Raw genomic sequence first — 19,906 nt, forward strand, 5'->3', positions numbered from 1 at the left:
TATGACGCTCCGCCGATACCGATTGAAAACGAATTAACTTCACCTTCTTATGACGAATATGACGAATATGACGAATACGCTGATATCGAACAATTAAATAATCAGAATGAAATCATTGATGAACTATGGGACTCTGTTGCATCTTTAGCCCGTAGTGATGAAGATGGATGGTATTACGAGGACATCGATCCAGGAATGGAAAACAATGTTATCGATAAGTCATATGAATAATTGCCTAACAAGCTGCTGCACTCGGACTCGATACAGTTGTCGCGGTTTTTGCTAAAAACAAAAGACAGCAAAAACAGCACCAACTTACTCGCCGGTGAGCAGGGCGTTAGGTATACAAGCAAACAAGGGTGCATAATTGAATTATTTAAATTGGTTACAAAAGGTATTTCCTAAACTGAAAGATACCCCAAATGAAATTATTATCTCATATGTTGATGAAGCGAAATCTGATACTGAACTTCTTAGAGAGTTTATTAAAGTCTTAGGAGGTTTGCTCTTTATTCTCCCGTTTAACCTATATCTTTATATCTCTGGTATTCAATCATTTACCAGTCCTTTATATTGGTTGCTAGTTATTGTTTCTTTTGGTGTTGGCGGTTTTATTGGACTTTATTGTGAACAAAGATTGATTAAAAGGCGCCTTAAAAAAATAGTGCAGTTAAAGTATACCTAACAACACGCCCTGAGGTGGACGACTAGTAAAATTTAGCTATTAATTGCAAATTTTACTAGTGGTGAGCCTCTGCGTTTTAATGCTGCTAAATACGTCGATTCATCGTAGGGTGTATTCTTTTTACAACACCTAAATACAATCCTTATCCATTTAAATGCCAGCGATTTAATAATGCTTTTATGTGGCTTGCCCTTGGCTTTTTGTTGCTCATAATACGCTTTAGCCCAAAACGGATAACTAATAAAAAGCCAGTTCTCTCAACAGCTAGCCTCATGAAAATGAGGGGGTACTTTAAAAAATCCAATTAAAACACCAATTAAAACAACCAATTAAAACAATACCTAGCTCTCACTTTAGATTCTGCATAAAATAACGTAATAAATTGAACCAAAATAGGAACTCGGCTATGGTTTGTTTATTAATAAAAACAAATAAAAAACGAGTTTATCTACAGGCTCGTTATGTGAAAAGGGATTTTTAATAATGGCACTTTTTTATATTTCACTCGGAGCTGTTTTCTTTTTAATAGCTATCGCCTGGTTTGGGTTTGTAGCTTTATATTCTCAAGTAGAAAATTCAGGATTCGGTTTTGGTTTTATTATGGGGGTATTTCCTACGTTACTTAGCATGTTGCTTATAGTGCCTAGTACGCTGTATAGAACTGTTTTTGTATTTACGCAAAAGCCAAAGCAAACAATGAAAGCTAAAGTTACTTTAGCAATTGGGCTGCTAATCACCTTACTTTATAGTGGTGCCATTATTAAGTTAGCTTTCACATAATAACATGCAATATTAGTTACTTAGCGGGTTCTAATAAACTAAACACAGGTAAGCGCCATTTAAAGCGTACCGATGCCATACGTATTAAGTATCCTGTAACTAAGCTAACAATAATACTTATATTGTCATCAATATTATAGTGATGCAGTGCTAGGTATAAACACGCCACAATAAGTGAAACACTGGCATACAGCTCGTGGTGTAATACCAATGGCGCTTGACGACATATTAAATCACGTAACAAACCACCAAATACGCCAGTAACTATGGCTGCAACTACGCAAATACCATAGTGTAAACCCATATTTAGCCCGACTTGGCAGCCAATAATACTAAAAGCAGCTAGGCCAAGGGCATCTAAGCGCATAAATATGCCTTTAAACTTAACTACCCATTTAGCCAACCAAGTGGTGATAATACCGGCCATACAGGTAATTAATAAATACTCTGGATTTTGTACCCACGTAAGCGGGTAGTTACCTAGTAAAATATCTCGAACGCTACCACCACCTATGGCGGTGGCACTGGCTACCAAGCTAACGCCAAACCAGTCCATTTTCATTCGGCCAGCGCTTAGCGCTCCGGTCATGGCTTCTGCTGTAATACCAATAATAAAAACAATACTTAATAGCATGAGATAGTCACTTGAAATTTACACTTATAATAAAGGCGTGATTGTATAGATAAAATAGCAAAATAACGAGTGAGAAATCACGCTAAAAACGCTTACTTCAGATAAGAAAAACTAATACGAAACTCATGCGTAAATAGGCTGTTAAATTGGGGTGAACCTTTGGGGTAGATGTAAAAGATGAAGGACAATAGGCCGCAAATAATAAAATAAGTTACTTTGAATTTTAAGCCGTTATTGCCCTAGAGCCACTTTATATTGTTGGGTAGTATTTAAAAGCAAGGTAATGCAGGCTGTTAACTTGAGCCTCGGGCAATTAATATTGGAGGGAGTAGGGTGCTTTGTACTGCTTCGCCTCGAATTAGTTTTAATAGATTTTCTACCAACATTTGTCCGGCTACTGTGGTGTTTTGTTCTACCGTGGTTAAAGGTGGGTTGGTATAGCTGGCAATGGCGATGTTATCGAAACCTATTACGGCAACATCTTTTGGTACGCTAATACCGGCTTCTTTGAGTGCGCGTATTGCACCAATGGCTATTAAATCGCTGGCTGCAAAGAGTGCATTAAATTTTATGTTATTGGCTATTAGTGAGCGAGTGGCATGATACCCCGACTCTTCAGTCGATATTGCATTTGCTGTTTTACGTTCGTTTAAGGTTACGTTATTAGCGCTTAGTTCATCTTTAAAACCTTGAAAACGGGCAAAAAACTCAGGGCTATGATCCGATGCGTCGCCTATAAACGCGCAGTCGGTTCTGTTGCGCGCAATTAAATGCGCTGCAGCTAGTTTTCCGCCACCATAATTGTCGCAGCACACAGTCAGATCGGGGCGATTGTCGACCGTTGCACCCCAACAAACAAACTTGGTGTTTTGCTCAAGCAGGGTGTTAAATTTAGGTTGATAATCTAAGTAATCACCATAACCGAGTAAAATAATACCATCGGCGCGGTGGCTATCTTCGTAGTCGGCTTGCCAATCGGCACTGGCCGATTGAAACGACACCAGTAAATCGTAACCTTCTTTAGCACAAGCGCGGGTAATACTGCCTAGCATGGCTAAAAAAAACGGGTTAATTTGTGATTCATCAGAGGTTGGATCTTCAAACAATAATAGCGCTAAGGTGCTACTTTGTTGGGTGCGTAAATTGCTGGCGTTTTTGTCTACTTTATAGTTGAGTTTTTTAGCTATATCGAAAACGCGCTTACGGGTTTCTTCGTTTACCAAGGGGCTGTTACGTAAAGCACGAGATACAGTTGATTGCGACACTCCAGCATAATGGGCTATATCAAATGACGTTGCTTTACCTTTCATGAGCACTACTTAAATAACAAAGAGAATAATGCAGCCATTCTCGTTTATTAATGATTTATTTCAAGCTAATTTATCAATTAAGCACTTTTTTAGTTGATCTACCCATGACACCGGTGTCATAATGAGGGCGTTTTATCATTTTGTTGTCAAAACGTATTGGCTGCCTATATTTTTATAGGCAGCATTTTTTTACTGTGATAGCTGCTTTGGGGTGATAGCCTAAAGTAATAAAAAGAACAATGGGTTACCCGTTGTAAAATAATAAGCATGAATCGCTTATACTAATCGCATTAAAGAGTGGACTATTAAAACGCAAAAAAAATAGCGCCAAAAAATGGTTTAATCACAAGGCGAAAGTAATCATATAGAGTTGTTTTATATGAATTGTTTTAACGCAGTGAGTAAGTTATTTAATTAGTTAAAATGTTCATTTTTTTAATAAGATTAGTATTATACAAAAGAGATAACACTATGAGCTTACACTCTTCTGCCCAATTTGATCCTATTTTAGTTGCCGATATTGGTGGTACCAATGCGCGGTTTGCACTAATTACTGCCTTTGATGCAGCAAAAAACGAATTTGTTATAGAATATAATCATACCTTTCCTAGTGCCGACTTTGGCTCGTTACAAAATGCAACACGCCATTATTTATCAACTGTGCCTCATATTAAACCTGTGCGCGCGTGTTTGGCAGTGGCAGGCCCTATAAAAGCAGGGCAGGTTCACCTTACTAATTTAGGTTGGCATTTTAGCGTTAGTGAGTTTAAACAGGCTTTTTCTTTTTTGCAGCTTGAAATTATTAACGACTTTGCTGCATTTGCCTACGCTGCCCCTTATTTAGATAGTAACCAAAATGTGGTTATTAAAGCAGGGCAAGCCGATGAAAACTCAAACATTGCAGTTATGGGCCCAGGCACAGGATTTGGTGCAGCTTGCCTAGTTAGAACAGCGCAGTCTAGTGCGGTGCTTAGCTCTGAAGGCGGGCATATTTCGCTGGCTGCCGTTACCGATTTAGATGCAAAGTTACTTATAGAATTACGCAAAGAACATCCGCATGTGTCTTTAGAAACTGTTTTTTCAGGCCCGGGTATTGCCCATTTATATAAAGCGATGGCGGCGGTTAAAGGTATTACTGCTAAGCATTTAGATGCCGCGCAAATTAGTAATTTAGCCAATACAGGCGAGTGTGAGGTTTGCGATGCAACTCTAAACCAGTTTTGTGACTGGCTTGGCAGTGCCGCAGGCGATTTAGCATTAGCTTATGGTGCGTTGGGCGGTTTATTTATTGGCGGTGGTATATTGCCACGCATGCAATCGCGCTTGTTAGAGAGTCGTTTTGTTGAACGTTTTTCACAAAAAGGTATTATGTCGCAATATAACGGGCAAGTTCCTGTTACGCTAGTAACCCAAGATAATATACCTTTGATTGGCGCTGCGGCGTGTTTGCATAATAGTAAGCAGGAATAATGCTGCTGGTATTTGGAAGTAAATAGATGAAAAAAGTCACCATAAATAGTGTAGCGAGTTATGCGGGGGTTTCTAAAAAAACAGTCTCTCGGGTGTTAAATAACGAGCCAAATGTAAGTGCAGCTACCCGCGAAAAGGTACTTAAAGTATTTAAAGAGCTTGATTATACGCCTAATCCTATTGCCCGTGGTCTTGCTCAAAATCGCAGTTTTATTATTGGTTGTATTTACGATAATCCAAGTAAAAGTTATATTACCCGCGTGCAAACAGGCGCATTGGCTGCCTGCCAAGAAAACAATTACAATTTATTAATTCATCCTTGTGAGCTGCGCGGTGAAGCACTAATCAATAATATTGATCAGTTACTGCAGTCATCACGCTTAGATGGCATTGTATTAACGCCGCCTTTTTCGGACTTTGCTGAACTAGTTGATTTTTTAAAATCGAAAAAAATACCTTATGCACGCGTTGCCTCTGCAGTACTTGAAGATGATTCGATTTCGGTGCGCAGCAATGACGAGCAAGGGGCATTTGAAATAACCGAGCATTTAATTACACTGGGTCATAAATCAATTGCTTTTATTAAAGGTCATCCCGATCACAGTGCCACTGAACAGCGTTTTAAAGGTTACCGACGGGCGTTAGCAAGCCATGGCATTGAATTTGAAGAGCGTTTAGTAGAAGAGGGTAACTTTAGTTATCATTCAGGGGTAGACAGTGCCCGTAGTATTTTAGATTTATCGCCACGGCCAACCGCAGTATTTGCTTCAAACGATTACATGGCAGCCGCCGTACTTAAATTAGCAACTCAACGCAGTTTACGTGTGCCCGATGATATTTCAATTGCTGGCTTTGATAACGCCCCTATAGCACGCCATATTTGGCCTGGGTTAACTACCATAGCGCAGCCAGTTGAAGAAATGACCAAACAGGCGGTTACTCAGCTTATTGCTCATATTATTCAGCCACAAGAGGTTGCGTATCAGGTGACCCTAGAGGCGCGTTTAATTACTCGCGAGTCGACAGCGCAGGTTAAATAAACTCAACTTAAAACGAATATTTACAGTAGCCCGAATGTGCACAAAGCATATTCGGGCTTTTTGTTGGCTGTCGTTAAATACAACGATGCTATACAACATTATTAAATGTCTATTTATAAAAAATAGTTGGCTATGTTAAAAAAAGTCACTATTTTTATTAGACAGGGTTGACACCGGTGTCATGGTCGTGCGTTAATACAGTGACACCGGTGTCAGGGTGGTTGTGAGAGGCCCTCTGATAAGGTACCTTTGAACGGGTAAGCCAAAGATGCTCAGTGCAATTAATTACGTGGAGTCTTTAATTGCCACTGAGCCTTTATCCTCTAACGAATAGAGCTGAGTTTAATTATGTTGCATCCACGAATTCAAGAAGTCACCGAACGTATCATTACGCGCAGTAAAGCAACCCGCCAAGCTTATTTAGATCGCATTTCGCACGCAAAAAAACAAACAAGAGTTCGTGCTGGATTAGGCTGCGGTAATATTGCCCACGTTATGGCTGCGTGTAGCACCGATGACAAAGCGCGTTTAAAAGCCGATGAGCAACCAAACCTTGCAATTATCAACTCATATAACGATATGCTTTCGGCACATGTGCCTTATAAAGATTACCCAGATTTAATTAAAAGCATTGCTACTAAATACGACGCTACAGCTCAAGTGGCAGGCGGCGTACCAGCAATGTGTGATGGCGTTACGCAAGGGCGTGACGGCATGGAATTGTCACTTTTTTCACGCGATGTAATTGCTATGTCTACGGCAATATCGTTATCGCATGATGTGTTTGATGGCGTTTTTTGTTTAGGCGTATGCGACAAAATAGTCCCAGGGTTATTAATTGGTGCACTGTCGTTTGGCCATTTACCGGTGTTCTTTTTACCGGCAGGACCAATGCAGTCAGGTATTCCAAATAAGGAAAAAGCCCGTATTCGTCAAAAGTTTGCGCAAGGCTTAGTAAGCCGCGAAGACTTGCTAGAAGCCGAAAGCGCGTCTTACCACAGTGCTGGTACCTGTACTTTTTACGGTACTGCTAACTCAAATCAAATGTTAATGGAAATAATGGGCTTACACCTTCCTGGTAGCTCGTTTATTAACCCATACACAGAGCTTCGCGATGGTTTAACCGGTAATGCGGTAGAAACCATGCTTAAGCAATTAACCGACGATAAAGACAGCCCGTGTTTAGCAGATGTGATCAGCGAAAAAACTATAGTAAATGGTTTAGTTGGTTTGCTATCTACCGGTGGCTCTACTAACCACGCCATTCACCTTGTGGCTATTGCCAAAGCGGCAGGTATTCAAATAACGTGGAAAGATATGTCTGATTTATCAGCTGAGGTTCCACTATTAACGCGCATTTACCCTAATGGCTCTGCTGATGTAAATCATTTTCAAGCAGCCGGTGGTATGGGCTTTTTAATGCGTGAACTTGCCAGCGCAGGCTACTTACATACCGACGTTAAAACTATGCTAGGCGATGGTTTAGCACCCTATATGACCGAGCCGCGTCTTGATCAAGACAACAGCTTAATAATGAGTGATGCAACCGGCCCAAGCAAAATTAAATGGGTAGCTTGCCCTGATAACTCACACGATGAAGATGTACTTCGCCCAGTGAGTAATCCGTTTAGTAAGCAAGGTGGTTTACAACTGCTTACGGGTAACTTAGGCAAAGCGGTTATTAAAGTATCGGCAGTAGCAATTGAACATCAAGTAGTTACCGCCCCAGCTAAAGTATTTAGCTCGCAAGGTGAGTTACAAGATGCTTATAGCCGCGGCGAATTAAACCAAGACTTTATTGCAGTGCTAAAAGAGCAAGGCCCTAAAGCTAAAGGTATGCCAGAGCTACATAAATTAACACCTGTAATGGCAACGCTACAAGATCAAGGCTTTAAAGTAGCTATTGTAACTGACGGTCGTATGTCGGGCGCGTCGGGTAAAGTACCTGCGGCGATTCACTTAGCGCCAGAAGCAGTTGAAGGCGGCATAATTGCTAAAATTCATGAAGGTGATTTAGTTACTTTAGATGCACCAAACGGCATATTAAAAGTACATGTTAGCGATGAAGAGCTTGCTAAACGTGAACTGCAATTAAGCCTACCAAGCTTAACCTTTGGCACAGGCCGAGAGTTATTTACCGGATTTAGAAATATCGTAAGCAGCGCCGATTTAGGTGCGAGTGCTTTCGGAATTGAAGAATAATCAGCCATTGTGGGTAATGAGGAACACGTAATGAGTATTGAAAAAATATTAGCATCGGCGCCAGTTGTGCCAGTAGTGGTAATCGAAAAATTAGAAGATGCAGCACCACTTGCTAGAGCCTTATATAACGGTGGCTTAAAAGCGCTGGAAATCACTTTGCGCACGCCCATTGCGGCAGAAGCAGTAAAATTAATGAAAGCAGCCGTACCTGAGGCCTATGTTGGCACAGGCACGGTAGTTGATAAAGCCAGCTTTGATGCTTCGGTAGCTGCAGGCGCTGACTTTATGGTAAGCCCAGGGGTTAGTGACGAGCTACTTGAACTGATAAAAACGAGCGATATCCCGTTTTTACCAGGCGCTGCTACGCCAAGCGAAGTTATGAAACTAGCGTCGCACGGTTTTAAGTATTTAAAGTTTTTTCCGGCAGAAGCCGCAGGCGGAACCGCCATGCTTAAATCAATCGGTGGGCCATTACCCGATATTACTTTTTGCCCAACGGGCGGCATAACGCTCGCTACTGCACCTAACTACTTAGCACTAAATAATGTTATTTGTGTGGGTGGTACCTGGATGTTAGATAAACAACTAATTGAAAATAAAGACTGGCAAGCTATTGAAGCGCTTGCTCGACAAGCTTGTGAAGTAAATAGGAGTCAAAAATGATTAACGTAGCAATTAATGGCTATGGCCGTATAGGTCGCAATGTATTGCGTGCACTTTACGAGTCGGCACAAAATAATGAGATTAAAATTGTTGCAATTAACGATTTAGCCCCAGCTAATGTTAATGCTCATCTTACGCAATTTGACTCAGTACACGGACAATTTGCTCATAAAGTAACGCTAGCCGATAACACTATGCTAATTGGCGACGATGTTATTACTTTAACGCAAGAGCGCGACCCAGCAAATTTACCGTGGAAAGCGTTAAATGTTGATATTGTTTTAGAGTGTACCGGTTTGTTTACTACGCGCGAAGCAGCCGCTAAGCATATTACTGCTGGCGCTAAAAAAGTAATTGTTTCGGCACCGGGCAAAGATATGGATGCAACCGTAGTGCATGGCGTTAACAGCGAAGTACTTAATGCACAAAGCCAAATTATTTCAAACGCTTCGTGTACTACTAACTGTTTAGCACCGATTGCTAAAGCAATTAACGACACGGTAGGCATTGATCAAGGCAGCATGACCACTATTCATGCATATACCAACGATCAAAACTTATCAGATGTATATCATCCTGATCTATACCGTGCACGCAGTGCAACGCAGTCGATGATCCCAACTAAAACTGGCGCAGCTGCAGCTGTTGGTTTAGTGCTACCTGAACTTGCAGGCAAGTTAGATGGTATGTCGGTACGTGTGCCTACAATTAACGTATCTTTGGTTGATTTTACGTTTATTGCGAAGCGCGATACCAGCATTGAAGAAATTAATGCAATTATGAAAGAAGCGTCAACGGGCTCAATGAAAGACATTTTACAATATAATGAGCTGCCGCTTGTTTCTATTGATTTTAACCATAACCCAGCGTCTTGTGTGTTTGATTCAACACAAACCAGAGCGAATGGTAAATTGGTTAAAGTTATGGCTTGGTACGATAACGAATGGGGTTTTTCAAACCGCATGTTAGATCAAGTTAAAGCGTTAGGTAAGTTTTTATAATTTTAGAGTTTAAGGTTATATAAATAACGTTAAAAACCACGCATTGCGTGGTTTTTTTGTGCCATTTATAAATTTACTACGCTTTACTTTATAACTGTGTAGTTAGCTGTGTGCTTAACTGCGAAAGTGTGGGGCGCTGTAAAATATCAGTTGTCATGCATTGCTTAGCTAGTTGCGCAAGCTTAACTGCTATTGCATTATTGTCGCTGCAAACACTTAGTAAATCATCAATTAAACAACCTAGCGCGCGTACTTCAATTAATTGCATTTGCTGGCGCTGATACTCACTCAACATAGCTAAATTAGTTGCTGCACCAAAATCGCCAAATAACACATCTGCGTCTTGGTTTACCATAGTGTTATGCGCATATACATCGCCATGGCTTACTTTATTTGCATGCAAATGTTGTAGGGTACTGGCCATTTGTTGCACAACTTTATAAATAGCTTGGCTACTATAATTACAGCCATCTGCGAAGGTGTCGCGAGTACACGTTTGTAAACTTGGCGGTAATCCTAAATTGCTAAAGCTATTATCTATTAGCTCCATTACTAAACCAAGTTGGCTGCCTTGCTCTATATAGGCAAGTACCTTAATTAAATTGGCATGTTCATTTGCCTGCAAGCAGCAATTAACTTCATCAAGCGGATAACCATCGCTGGTAATTGCGCCTTTAAACAGCTTAATAGCTACCGCTTTATTTGCTGCTTTTGCAAGGTGAATAACCCCAGAGGCACCTTGGCCAATAACCTGCTGTAATGTGTAATCACTCAGTGGCTTATTCTCTAAACTACTTTTTGTTAGGCACTGGGCTTTATTAAAGGTGTTACCAGCAAAGGCCAGCCAAGTAAGCTTTGGTAACTCAAATAACCAGTTATCTAGGTGCGTTAAGTTATTGGCAGATAAGCGCACTAATTCTAAGTTTGTACACTGCTGCATACTGCTTGGCAAAGTGCGTAACCGGTTACCCGCTAAAGCAAGTTTGCGCAGCTGTTTAAGCTCGCCGAATGATGCGGGTAATTGCTCAATACGGTTGTCGGTTAATATTAACCACTGTGTTGTAAGCGGCAGGCTATGCTGGGCAAACTCACTAATTTGATTGCCTTTAAATGCGATCATAACAAGTGCTGGGCATTGTGCTAAAACAGCAGGAATATGCTTAAACTGATTAAACGATAAAAACACCCGTTTAAGGCGGGTTAAACTGGCAAACTCTGCGGGTAAATCACTCAGGTTATTATTAGATAGGTCGAGTACTTCTAGGGTGTCGGCAAGGGTAAAAATTTCTTTTGGGAAATCAGTGAGGTTTTCCACCAATTGTAAGTGGCGAGCACCGCTTAAAGCACCGCTGCGTAGTTGTTCAAGGGTATTCAAAATTAACTAATCCATTTTACAAAAACAAAAAGGCCAAACTAAGTTGGCCTTTGATCACGTTTTATTATTAACGCTTAAAACTCTGCGTTGTGGTAAACGTTTTGTACGTCGTCGCAATCTTCTAGCATAGCTAAAAAGCGCTCCATAACCTCAACATCTTCGCCTTCAATAGGCGCTGCTATTTGTGGTACAAACGAAATTAAATCTTCGTCAAATTCAGTAACGCCCATTTCTTCAAGTGCTGTGCGAGTATTGTTGTACTCAGTATGTGGTGCAAATACAGTTACCTTGCCGTTTTCAACTTCTACGTCGGTTACATCTACATCAGCCATCATTAGTGCTTCAAGTACTGTTTCGTCGTCATCACCGTCAAATACAAAAATTGCAAGGTGATCAAATAAATGCGAAACCGAGTTTTGTGCACCAATTTTAGCGTTAGCTTTAGTAAAGCAAACACGTACATCAGCAAAGGTACGTTTATTGTTGTCGGTTAAACAATCAACAATAATCATACAGTTACCCGGGCCGTAACCTTCGTAACGTGTGGCTACGTAGTCTTCACCGCCGCCGCCTTTTGCTTTGTCTATTGCGCGGTCAATAACATGCGCCGGTACTTGGTCTTTTTTAGCGCGCTCAATTAAACGACGTAGCGATAAGTTACCGTCTGGATCGGTACCGCCATTTTTAGCACAAATATAAATTTCTTTACCGTACTTAGAATAAACTTTAGTTTTAGCACCCGCAGTTTTAGCCATTGAATCTTTTTTGTTTTGGTAAGCTCTTCCCATCTGCGTTTCGCCTTTAAATATAAGTATTAAAATAATTTTCAGGGGCATAGTTTAAAGGTAAATGTGGGGGAGGGCTAGTAACTATTAAATAGATTAATGCAGATAAAAACAGGATGGGTTGAGTTTTATACTAAGGGCTATAAAAATAACTGGGCAGAAAAAATATAACCCGCAATGGCGGGTTATATTTAATTGCAATTTAGCGCTCTATTACCAAATGCGTACGCGTTGATCCTCAGGAAGATACAGCTCATCGCCTGGTTTTACATCAAATGCTTTGTACCATGCGTCGTGGTTACGCGGGGCTTGTGCTCTAAAGCGACCCGGCGCATGCGTGCCACCGCGTAGCTGATTTAACATGCTTTGCTCGGTGCGTTTTTCTTTCCATACTTGTGCCCAAGCAAGAAAGAAACGCTGATCGCCAGTAACACCGTCAATAACCGGTGCTTCTTTACCGTTTAAGCTCAGTTTGTAGGCATGATAAGCCATGGCTAAACCACCCACATCACCAATATTTTCACCTAGGCTATTACGCCCGTTAACAAAGTTACCTTCAATTGGCTCATACTTATTGTACTGCGCTGCTAACTGGTCGGCTTTTGCGTCAAATGCGGCGCGATCGGCATCAGTCCACCAGTTACGTTGGATCCCATTTTCGTCTGATTTAGAACCTTGGTCGTCAAAACCATGGCCCATTTCGTGGCCAATTACTGCGCCAATGCCGCCGTAGTTTACAGCTGCGTCGGCATTTGGATCGAAAAATGGTGGTTGTAAAATTGCCGCTGGAAATACAATTTCGTTAAATGAACTGTTGTAGTAAGCGTTAACGCGCTGTGGTGTCATACCCCAACGGTTACGATCTGTTTTTTGCAGCTCTTTTGCAACGCTTTCGGCTTGAAAAAACTCACGCATGTTTTTTACGTTGCCGATTAAGTCGTTATTACTAATAGTTAAACCTTCGTACGACTGCCATACATCTGGGTAACCAATTTTTGGTACAAATGCAGCTAGTTTAGCGCGCGCATTTACTTTGGTTTCTGCGCCCATCCACTCTAGGTTATCAATACGCTCACCTAATGCGGTACGCAAGTTTTCGACCAGTTCAGACATTTGTTGTTTTGACGACTCAGGAAAATAACGTGCTACGTATATTTTACCAATAGCAAAACCAAGTGAATTGGTGCTCGACATTTCATCTATAGCACGTTTCCAACGCGGACGCGGCTCTTGCTGACCATTTAACTCTTTACCAAAAAATGCAAAATTAGTATTAAAAATATCTTCAGAGAGCAAGTTAGCGTTACCACTTATTGCGTGGTAGGTTAAATAATCTTTCCATACCGCTAAGTCTTCTTGATTGATTAATTCAATCATGGCTTTTATTGGCTCGGGTTGCGATACATTTAACTGCGGTACTTTGTAGCCTGTTTGAGCAAAATATGCATCCCAGTTAAAGTCAGGGTAGGCAGTGCTTAGCTCGTCGCGTTTAATTTGATTTAATGTAAGGTCGCGGTTACGGCGCTTTTCGCGTGGCCAATGGCCTTGTGCAATTTTGGTTTCTAGCTCTAAAATTGCCTGTGCGCGCTCATTGGCGTTATCTGCATCGGCAAATTTAAGCATGTCGGCAATATGAGCAACATAGGCGCTACGCGTATTAACAAAACGTTCTGAGTCTTCAAGATAGTATGAACGATCGGGTAAGCCTAAACCGCCAGCCCCTAACGACATTTCGTATTTATTAGGATCTAAGCGGTTAAACCACATGCCACCACCAAGCGGGGCTTTAACACCGGTTAACCAAGACTGACCAAACATTTTGGCTAAGTCGTCGGTTGATGATATTTCACTTATTTGCGTTAAAAGCGGCTTAATTGGTGTTATGCCTAGCTTATTAAGTGCTTTGGTGTCCATGTAGGCGTTGTAAAAGTCGGCTACTAGTTTTTCATCGGCATTTAAGTCTTTACGCGCGGCAATTTCTTCAATAATTACTTTAACGCGGTCTTCGCTGCGCTCGGCCAATGCCGAAAATGCACCATAGCGGGTTTTATCAGCAGGCATGCTGTAATTGTCATACCAAGTGCCACTGGCGTACATAAAAAAATCGTCGCCTGGTTTAACCGCTTCGTTACGTGCAGCTAAATCAACACCAAAACTACCCAACTCTGCTTTTTCTGTTGTTGCGGCTATTGGTGCAGTAGGTGCTGGTTGTACTTGCGTTTTTGATGTTTGTGGCTCTGAACAGCCGGTAATAAATGTGGCAGCTAATGCAGCTGCAATTAAACTCTTTTTCATTGTGTTCCCCTGAGCTTTCACTCTGTTTAATTAATATTTTTTATTATTGTAAATATTATCTTAACCTAGGTTCAGGTTATTTTAGTAATTGTTATTTATAAGAGGCTGCTAAACAAACCTTTTGAGGTGAATCACCCTAGAGGTCGATAAAATAGCAAATAAAGCCTTTATACGAGCAATATTAATGGTATTTATGTGTTTTTTGCTTGTTCTTGCTGCAATTGCCACATTTGCGCATATTGGCCGTTAAGGGCTAGTAACTCAGAATGTGTGCCTTGCTCAAGAAGCTCGCCTTTATGCAATACTAAAATATTATCGGCATCTATTATGGTTGATAAGCGATGGGCAATCACTATGCTGGTATGGTTTTGTGTGACAGCGCGCATAGCCGTTAAAATAGCTTGCTCGGCATGGGAGTCGAGGGCTGAGGTGGCTTCGTCAAAAATTAAAATAGGCGATTTTTTTAAGATTGCGCGGGCAATGGCTATGCGTTGTTTTTCGCCGCCCGACACTTTTAAACCGCGCTCGCCTACTAAGGTTTTATCGCCTTTATCAAGGCTGTTTATAAACGCTGTTAAATGCGCCATAGCAATGGCTTGATCTATTTCGGCCTCGCTGGCTGTTGGCCTGCCATAAGCAATGTTTTCGCGTATTGAAGTATTAAATAGCACGGTATCTTGCGGCACTATGGCTATAGCTTGGCGTAAACTGTGCAAAGTTACGGTGTTTATAGGTTGCTTATCTATAGTGATACTACCTGATGACACTTCATAAAAACGATACAAGAGCCTAGCTAATGAGCTTTTTCCTGCGCCACTTGCACCGACTATTGCTACCTTAGTGCCGGGTTTTACGCTAAAACTAACATTGTTAAGAATAGGGCGGTTAGCATCGTAACTAAAGCTTACATTGTTAAAGCTAACCTCACCTTTAGTGAGTGTTAGTAGTTGTGATGCAGGAGTGTCGGCAATGTGTGGTTTTTTGTTGAGCAGCCCAAGCATGTTTTCAAGGTCGGTAAGGGCGCGTCTTATTTCGCGATATACAAAGCCTAAAAAGTTAAGCGGTAAAAACAGTTGGATCATATACGCGTTTATCATTACGAGTTCACCAATGCTAAGTGTACCGGTTACTACTTCGCTTGAGCCTAACCACATAAGTGCGGTAATGGCGCTGGCTATAATTAACGCTTGCCCAGAGTTTAGTGCCAATAACGACATGCGGTTTTTTAATCGGGCTTTTTCCCAGCGCGCTAAAAAGGTGTCGTAGGTGCTGGCTTCAAACTCTTCATTGTTAAAGTATTTTACTGTTTCGTAGTTTAGTAAGCTGTCGATAGCGCGGGTATTACTTAAGTTGTCGGCGGTGTTAGCTTCGCGAATAAAGCGATTGCGCCACTGGGTTACGGTTACTGTAAAGGTAATATATATGGCAACTGCAAGTAGGGTTATAAGCGCAAACCAGATAGAAAACAAAGTGCCAAAAATTAATGCAACGGTAAGAATTTCAAATAGAGTAGGCACAATGTTAAACATTAAAAATCGCATTAAAAAGCTCAAACCGCTGGTGCCACGCTCTATATCGCGACTTATGCCACCGGTTTGTCGATCTAAATGAAAAGCCAGTTCAAGCGAATGCAAATGCTTAAACACCTTTAGGCCTATGTCGCGCATGGCGTGTTCGGTAACTCGCGAAAAAACCGCATCGCGTATTTCACCTAAAAATACGCTGGCAAAGCGCAGTGCACCGTACATAATAAGCAGTAGGGTAGGAATAAAAAGCACTGGGTGAATAGATTTATCAACGCTATCAATAATTTCTTTTAGTGCCCACGGCATAAGTAAAGTAGCACCTTTAGCGCCTACCAGTGCCATAGCTGCAATAAAAACTCGCCCTTTAAATTGTGTGATATAAGGCCAAAGTGTTTTTATACTTTGGCGCAGGTTCATTGCGTCGGGGCGTTTTACTGAGCTTTGTTTAGAGCGCATGAATGATCTCGGTTTTTATAATGGGTATAAATTGCTGTGGATTTAATTTTTCATCAAGCTAAATACTTAATTAGACTATTGTATTTTAAATAGCTGCCCTTATATACTAGTAATCCTTAATTAAAGTTTGAAAATTGATGTTTAAATTTCGTTTGTTTTTAACTGCATTTTTGCTTATTACTGCACTTTTTAGTGCATGTAGCGAAGCCGCGCCAGTTAAACATGGTTTAAACACTGCAAATTCTACTTTAATATCTGCTGCTTTTTCAGCAGCTCCTTTCTCACTAGATGCTACTTCATTAGATACTACTTCATTAGATACTACTTCATTAGATGCTACTTCATTAGGTGCTACTTCATTAGGTAATGTTTCATTAGATATAAGTCACCCCTCCATATTAGTTAAAGTATTGCATGCTAAACAACAAACTAAGCCTAATAAAACAGCGTTTGATGCACTGCAACCTAGGCTAACTGCCAGTAATTCATCGTTGTTTTTATTTAGTGCGCAAACAGAGCCTGAATACGACGTTATTTATGAATTTTTTATTCATACGCTAGCAAGGCAGTTTTATTTACAACCTAAAGCTATAAGCACGGCACTACCTTGGTATACAGTTGTTTCTAATAGTAAAAAGTCTCGTATTAGTGGCTGGAAAGAAGCTAACTTACTTTACAGCGCTACCAACACCCATCACGCTTAATTTCCTTATTTAATAATTAATAGGTTTTAACTTTTAAAGTTTTAGCTTGCAGATTAATTGTGCTTTTTTAAGCGCTTATCAGCTAGTTGCTGATAGTAAGGAATAACAATGTTGAGTTTTAAAAATAATAAAAAGCCGTTTATGGCTAAATTTAAATTAAGCACCTTTGCTATGCTGGTGGTATTACTGCTACTGGCAATGAGTGCGTTACCTAATTTATATCCAAACCAGTCATGGTTGTATATTAGTGCAGCCCCACACAGCAAAATGCAAACACCCCCGAGCACTAATACCTTAGTTACATTTTTAAATGAGCAAGGCTTAAATGCGGCGCAAGCGTATGAGTCGCAAGCAACAATAAATGTGCTACTTAACGAGCCAACAAAAAGTGCCCAGGCACAAGCGGCTATAAAAGCGCAATATGCAAATACTCAGACCAAAATTGTTGAGCGCGCTACCAGTCCAAGCTGGCTACAAAGCTTTGGACTTTCGCCAATAAAGTTAGGTCTAGATTTAAACGGTGGGGTGCTATTTGTACTCGATGTAGATTTAGACAAAGCAATTGATGAGCAATTAGTGAGTGCGTATCAGCAAGCTAAATCAATCATAATTAAGCAAAAGGCACATGGAGTAAAAGCGCTGCAAACTCAAACTGGGTTTGTAATAAATGCTCTACCTAATGCTGGTGATAAATTAACCCCTGTTATTAAAGAGCTGCAAAGCCGCTTTGCTAACTTAGCAGTAGTAACAAATAATAATGGCACAGTTAAAACGGCGCAATTTAGTTACTCAGAGCAAGGGCGAAGCGCGTTTAACAAAGAAGTTATGAGCCAAACCCTCACAACTCTACGTTCGCGTATTGAAGAGCTGGGCATAACCGAAGCGGTAACACAACGCCAAGGTAAGCAGCGCATTCGTATTGAACTACCTGGAGTGCAAGATCCTACCGAGGCGAAACGCATTATTGGCGCAACGGCATCCCTGGGGTTTTATCAATTAAAAGCTGTGGGTGGGCAAACCTTTAATTTACAGACGGGCGGTACTATAAAACTCGACCCTGTGCCAATTTTTACCGGTGAGCATATTAATAACGCTCATGCTGGGCGCGACGATTGGAGCAAACCGCTAGTGCAGTTAAGCCTTGATAGCCAAGGCGGCGATGCTATGTCGGCATTTTCTAAAGCTAATATAGGTAAACCTATGGCGACGGTTTACTCAGAGTATTCGCAAAATGCTAAAGGAGAGGTAGTTAAAAAGAGTGAGGTTATTAATGTAGCCAATATTGCTCAGCACTTAAGTTCGCGTTTTAGCATAACCAATATGCAAAGCCCACAAGCCGCGGCCGACTTAGCGCTATTGTTACGTGCAGGCTCGTTAAGTGCGCCGGTTACTATAGTGCACGAACAAACCATAGGGCCAAGCTTAGGCAGCGAAAATATAAGTAACGGCTTAGCCGCCCTAATGTTAGGTATGGGTATTACTTTGGCATTTATGGCTATGTGGTACAGACGTTTAGGGTTAATTGCCAACGTAGCACTTATTTTAAATTTAACCTCTTTAGTGGGTTTAATGTCGTTATTGCCTGGGGTAGTGCTTACGCTTCCCGGCATTGCCGGATTGGTGCTAACCATAGGTATGGCAGTAGATACCAACGTCATTATATTCGAACGTATAAAAGAAGAGCGCCGTAAAGGCCGCGCGCCTTATCAAGCTATTGAGCAAGGGTATAAGCAAGCATTTAGCACTATTTTTGATGCCAATATTACCACTATGATCACTGCACTTATTTTATACGGTATAGGTTATGGGCCAGTGAAAGGCTTTGCAATTACTTTGGCGCTGGGTTTAGTAACCAGTATGTTTACAGGCGTGTATGTATCGAAAGTGTTGAGCCAAAGTTTGTATTTAAAATTGGGTAAAAAAAGCGGAGTAAGTACAGATGCTTAATTATTTTTTAAAAGGCGAAACCGGCACACGCATGCGTTTTATGGGCTTGGTTTTAAGTACAGTATTAGTATTGCTATCGGTAGTAACCTTAGCGCAAAAAGGGCTTAACTTTGGCCTAGATTTTACCGGTGGTTACTTAACAGAATTTACGACTAGCCAAAGTATTGAGCTAAAGCAGCTTAAAACTTTTATAGCTAAAAACCACAACGGTGAGTTTGAACTAACAGCGCAAGGGAATAACCACTTTCAATTAAGAGAAGCGCCAGCTATTAATCAATCTGCGAGTAATAGTAGCAACGATTGGCAAAGTGCGGTAACACAAAGCACCGACATAAATGCCACGGTATTGTCATCGGCCTATATTGGCTCGCAAGTGGGCGATGAGCTATTTGAACAAGGCTGTTTGGCACTTCTAGCAGCTATGGTTGCAGTAATGCTGTATTTAGCGATAAGGTTTGAATGGCGTTTAGCCCTTGGCTCGGTAGTTGCTTTAACACACGACTTAATATTGGTGCTGGGTTTGTTTTCGCTATTACAGCTTGAATTTAACTTAACCGTATTAGCCAGTTTATTAGCAATTATAGGCTACTCACTTAATGACTCTATAATTGTTGGCGACAGGGTGCGTGAGCTATTAAGAGTTAAATTAAATGCCAGTATGAGCGTATCCAGCATTATAAATAGTGCGATTAAAAGCACCCTAACGCGTACCTTAATTACCTCAGGTACCACTTTAGCCACAGTAGCAAGTGTGTGGCTATTAGCTGGAACACCGCTGCAAGGCTTTGCTATTGCGTTATTTAGTGGCATTGTTGTGGGTACGTTTTCATCTGTTTGTATTGCCGCCACCTTGCCCGAGCTAATGGGGTTAAGTGCTAAAAACTACGAAGTGAAAATAGATAGCCAAAGCCAAGCGCTCATGGATATGCCATAAAGGCTCAAAGCATACAAATAAACAAAGCTTAGGGGCCAAACTATTGTGTTTAGCCCCCGTAGCAATGTTAAACTGCTCGCAATATTTTACTGTATGTGT

17 protein-coding genes are annotated in these 19,906 nt (G+C 41.0%); 11 read left to right on the forward strand and 6 right to left on the reverse strand.

Annotated elements, in window-relative coordinates:
- The 3 genes from AAEY55_RS08420 to AAEY55_RS08430 form a co-directional block, all read left to right on the forward strand.
- Positions 1-231: hypothetical protein (locus tag AAEY55_RS08420; RefSeq protein WP_350550833.1), on the forward strand; the 231-nt coding region annotated here is incomplete at its 5' end.
- Between the two features lie 136 nt (positions 232-367).
- Positions 368-685, forward strand: coding sequence for a hypothetical protein (locus AAEY55_RS08425; protein ID WP_193038523.1), 318 nt, complete (start codon positions 368-370; stop codon positions 683-685).
- A gap of 483 nt (positions 686-1,168) precedes the next feature.
- Positions 1,169-1,465: a hypothetical protein gene (locus AAEY55_RS08430; protein ID WP_193038524.1), complete on the forward strand. Its 297-nt coding sequence runs from the start codon at positions 1,169-1,171 to the stop codon at positions 1,463-1,465.
- A 16-nt stretch (positions 1,466-1,481) separates the two neighbouring features.
- On the opposite strand, the gene AAEY55_RS08435 is transcribed toward AAEY55_RS08430, so the two are convergent.
- Positions 1,482-2,099: a trimeric intracellular cation channel family protein gene (locus AAEY55_RS08435; RefSeq protein WP_089368209.1), complete on the reverse strand. Its 618-nt coding sequence runs from the start codon at positions 2,097-2,099 to the stop codon at positions 1,482-1,484.
- A gap of 293 nt (positions 2,100-2,392) precedes the next feature.
- A complete protein-coding gene (locus AAEY55_RS08440; RefSeq protein ID WP_179806613.1) occupies positions 2,393-3,409 on the reverse strand; it encodes a LacI family DNA-binding transcriptional regulator in 1,017 nt (338 codons plus the stop codon).
- Between the two features lie 471 nt (positions 3,410-3,880).
- Between AAEY55_RS08440 and glk the strand changes: the two genes are divergently transcribed.
- The 5 genes from glk to gap all read left to right on the forward strand — a co-directional run bounded on the left by glk (position 3,881) and on the right by gap (position 9,785).
- Complete coding sequence (glk, locus tag AAEY55_RS08445) at positions 3,881-4,879, forward strand: glucokinase (protein ID WP_089368210.1); 999 nt, start codon at positions 3,881-3,883, stop codon at positions 4,877-4,879.
- Between the two features lie 26 nt (positions 4,880-4,905).
- Positions 4,906-5,919: a LacI family DNA-binding transcriptional regulator gene (locus AAEY55_RS08450; protein ID WP_011328046.1), complete on the forward strand. Its 1,014-nt coding sequence runs from the start codon at positions 4,906-4,908 to the stop codon at positions 5,917-5,919.
- Positions 5,920-6,267: 348 nt separating this feature from the next.
- A complete protein-coding gene (gene edd / locus AAEY55_RS08455; RefSeq protein WP_192531678.1) occupies positions 6,268-8,121 on the forward strand; it encodes a phosphogluconate dehydratase in 1,854 nt (617 codons plus the stop codon).
- A 30-nt stretch (positions 8,122-8,151) separates the two neighbouring features.
- Complete coding sequence (gene eda / locus AAEY55_RS08460; protein ID WP_011328048.1) at positions 8,152-8,784, forward strand: bifunctional 4-hydroxy-2-oxoglutarate aldolase/2-dehydro-3-deoxy-phosphogluconate aldolase; 633 nt, start codon at positions 8,152-8,154, stop codon at positions 8,782-8,784.
- The gene (gap, locus tag AAEY55_RS08465; protein ID WP_192531677.1) at positions 8,781-9,785 is read left to right on the forward strand and encodes a type I glyceraldehyde-3-phosphate dehydrogenase; all 1,005 of its coding nucleotides are present in this window, start codon (positions 8,781-8,783) and stop codon (positions 9,783-9,785) included. Before eda ends, gap begins: the two co-directional genes overlap by 4 nt.
- A gap of 88 nt (positions 9,786-9,873) precedes the next feature.
- Here gap and AAEY55_RS08470 read toward each other — a convergent pair whose 3' ends face one another.
- From AAEY55_RS08470 to AAEY55_RS08485, 4 genes are all read right to left on the reverse strand, one after another.
- Positions 9,874-11,160, reverse strand: coding sequence for a leucine-rich repeat-containing protein kinase family protein (locus AAEY55_RS08470; RefSeq protein WP_192531676.1), 1,287 nt, complete (start codon positions 11,158-11,160; stop codon positions 9,874-9,876).
- Positions 11,161-11,234: 74 nt separating this feature from the next.
- A complete protein-coding gene (locus tag AAEY55_RS08475; RefSeq protein WP_011328051.1) occupies positions 11,235-11,948 on the reverse strand; it encodes a YebC/PmpR family DNA-binding transcriptional regulator in 714 nt (237 codons plus the stop codon).
- A gap of 210 nt (positions 11,949-12,158) precedes the next feature.
- Positions 12,159-14,240, reverse strand: a complete 2,082-nt coding sequence (locus AAEY55_RS08480) for a M13 family metallopeptidase (protein WP_086995990.1) — start codon at positions 14,238-14,240, stop codon at positions 12,159-12,161.
- 191 nt (positions 14,241-14,431) lie between these two features.
- Complete coding sequence (locus AAEY55_RS08485; RefSeq protein WP_089368215.1) at positions 14,432-16,222, reverse strand: ABC transporter ATP-binding protein/permease; 1,791 nt, start codon at positions 16,220-16,222, stop codon at positions 14,432-14,434.
- A gap of 137 nt (positions 16,223-16,359) precedes the next feature.
- Here AAEY55_RS08485 and AAEY55_RS08490 point away from each other — a divergent pair, with 137 nt between their 5' ends.
- From AAEY55_RS08490 to secF, 3 genes are all read left to right on the forward strand, one after another.
- Positions 16,360-16,926 carry a hypothetical protein gene (locus AAEY55_RS08490; protein ID WP_089368216.1) on the forward strand — a complete coding sequence of 189 codons (567 nt, stop codon included), beginning with the start codon at positions 16,360-16,362 and terminating at the stop codon, positions 16,924-16,926.
- Between the two features lie 108 nt (positions 16,927-17,034).
- Positions 17,035-18,873, forward strand: a complete 1,839-nt coding sequence (gene secD, locus AAEY55_RS08495; RefSeq protein ID WP_089368217.1) for a protein translocase subunit SecD — start codon at positions 17,035-17,037, stop codon at positions 18,871-18,873.
- On the forward strand, positions 18,866-19,807 hold the full coding sequence (secF, locus tag AAEY55_RS08500; RefSeq protein ID WP_089368218.1) for a protein translocase subunit SecF: 942 nt from the start codon (positions 18,866-18,868) through the stop codon (positions 19,805-19,807). The genes secD and secF overlap by 8 nt, the downstream gene beginning before the upstream one ends.
- Positions 19,808-19,906: the final 99 nt, after the last annotated feature.

It is taken from the genome of Pseudoalteromonas sp. 120-MNA-CIBAN-0494 (assembly GCF_040308885.1).
In the GTDB taxonomy this organism is placed as follows: Bacteria; Pseudomonadota; Gammaproteobacteria; order Enterobacterales; family Alteromonadaceae; genus Pseudoalteromonas; species Pseudoalteromonas nigrifaciens.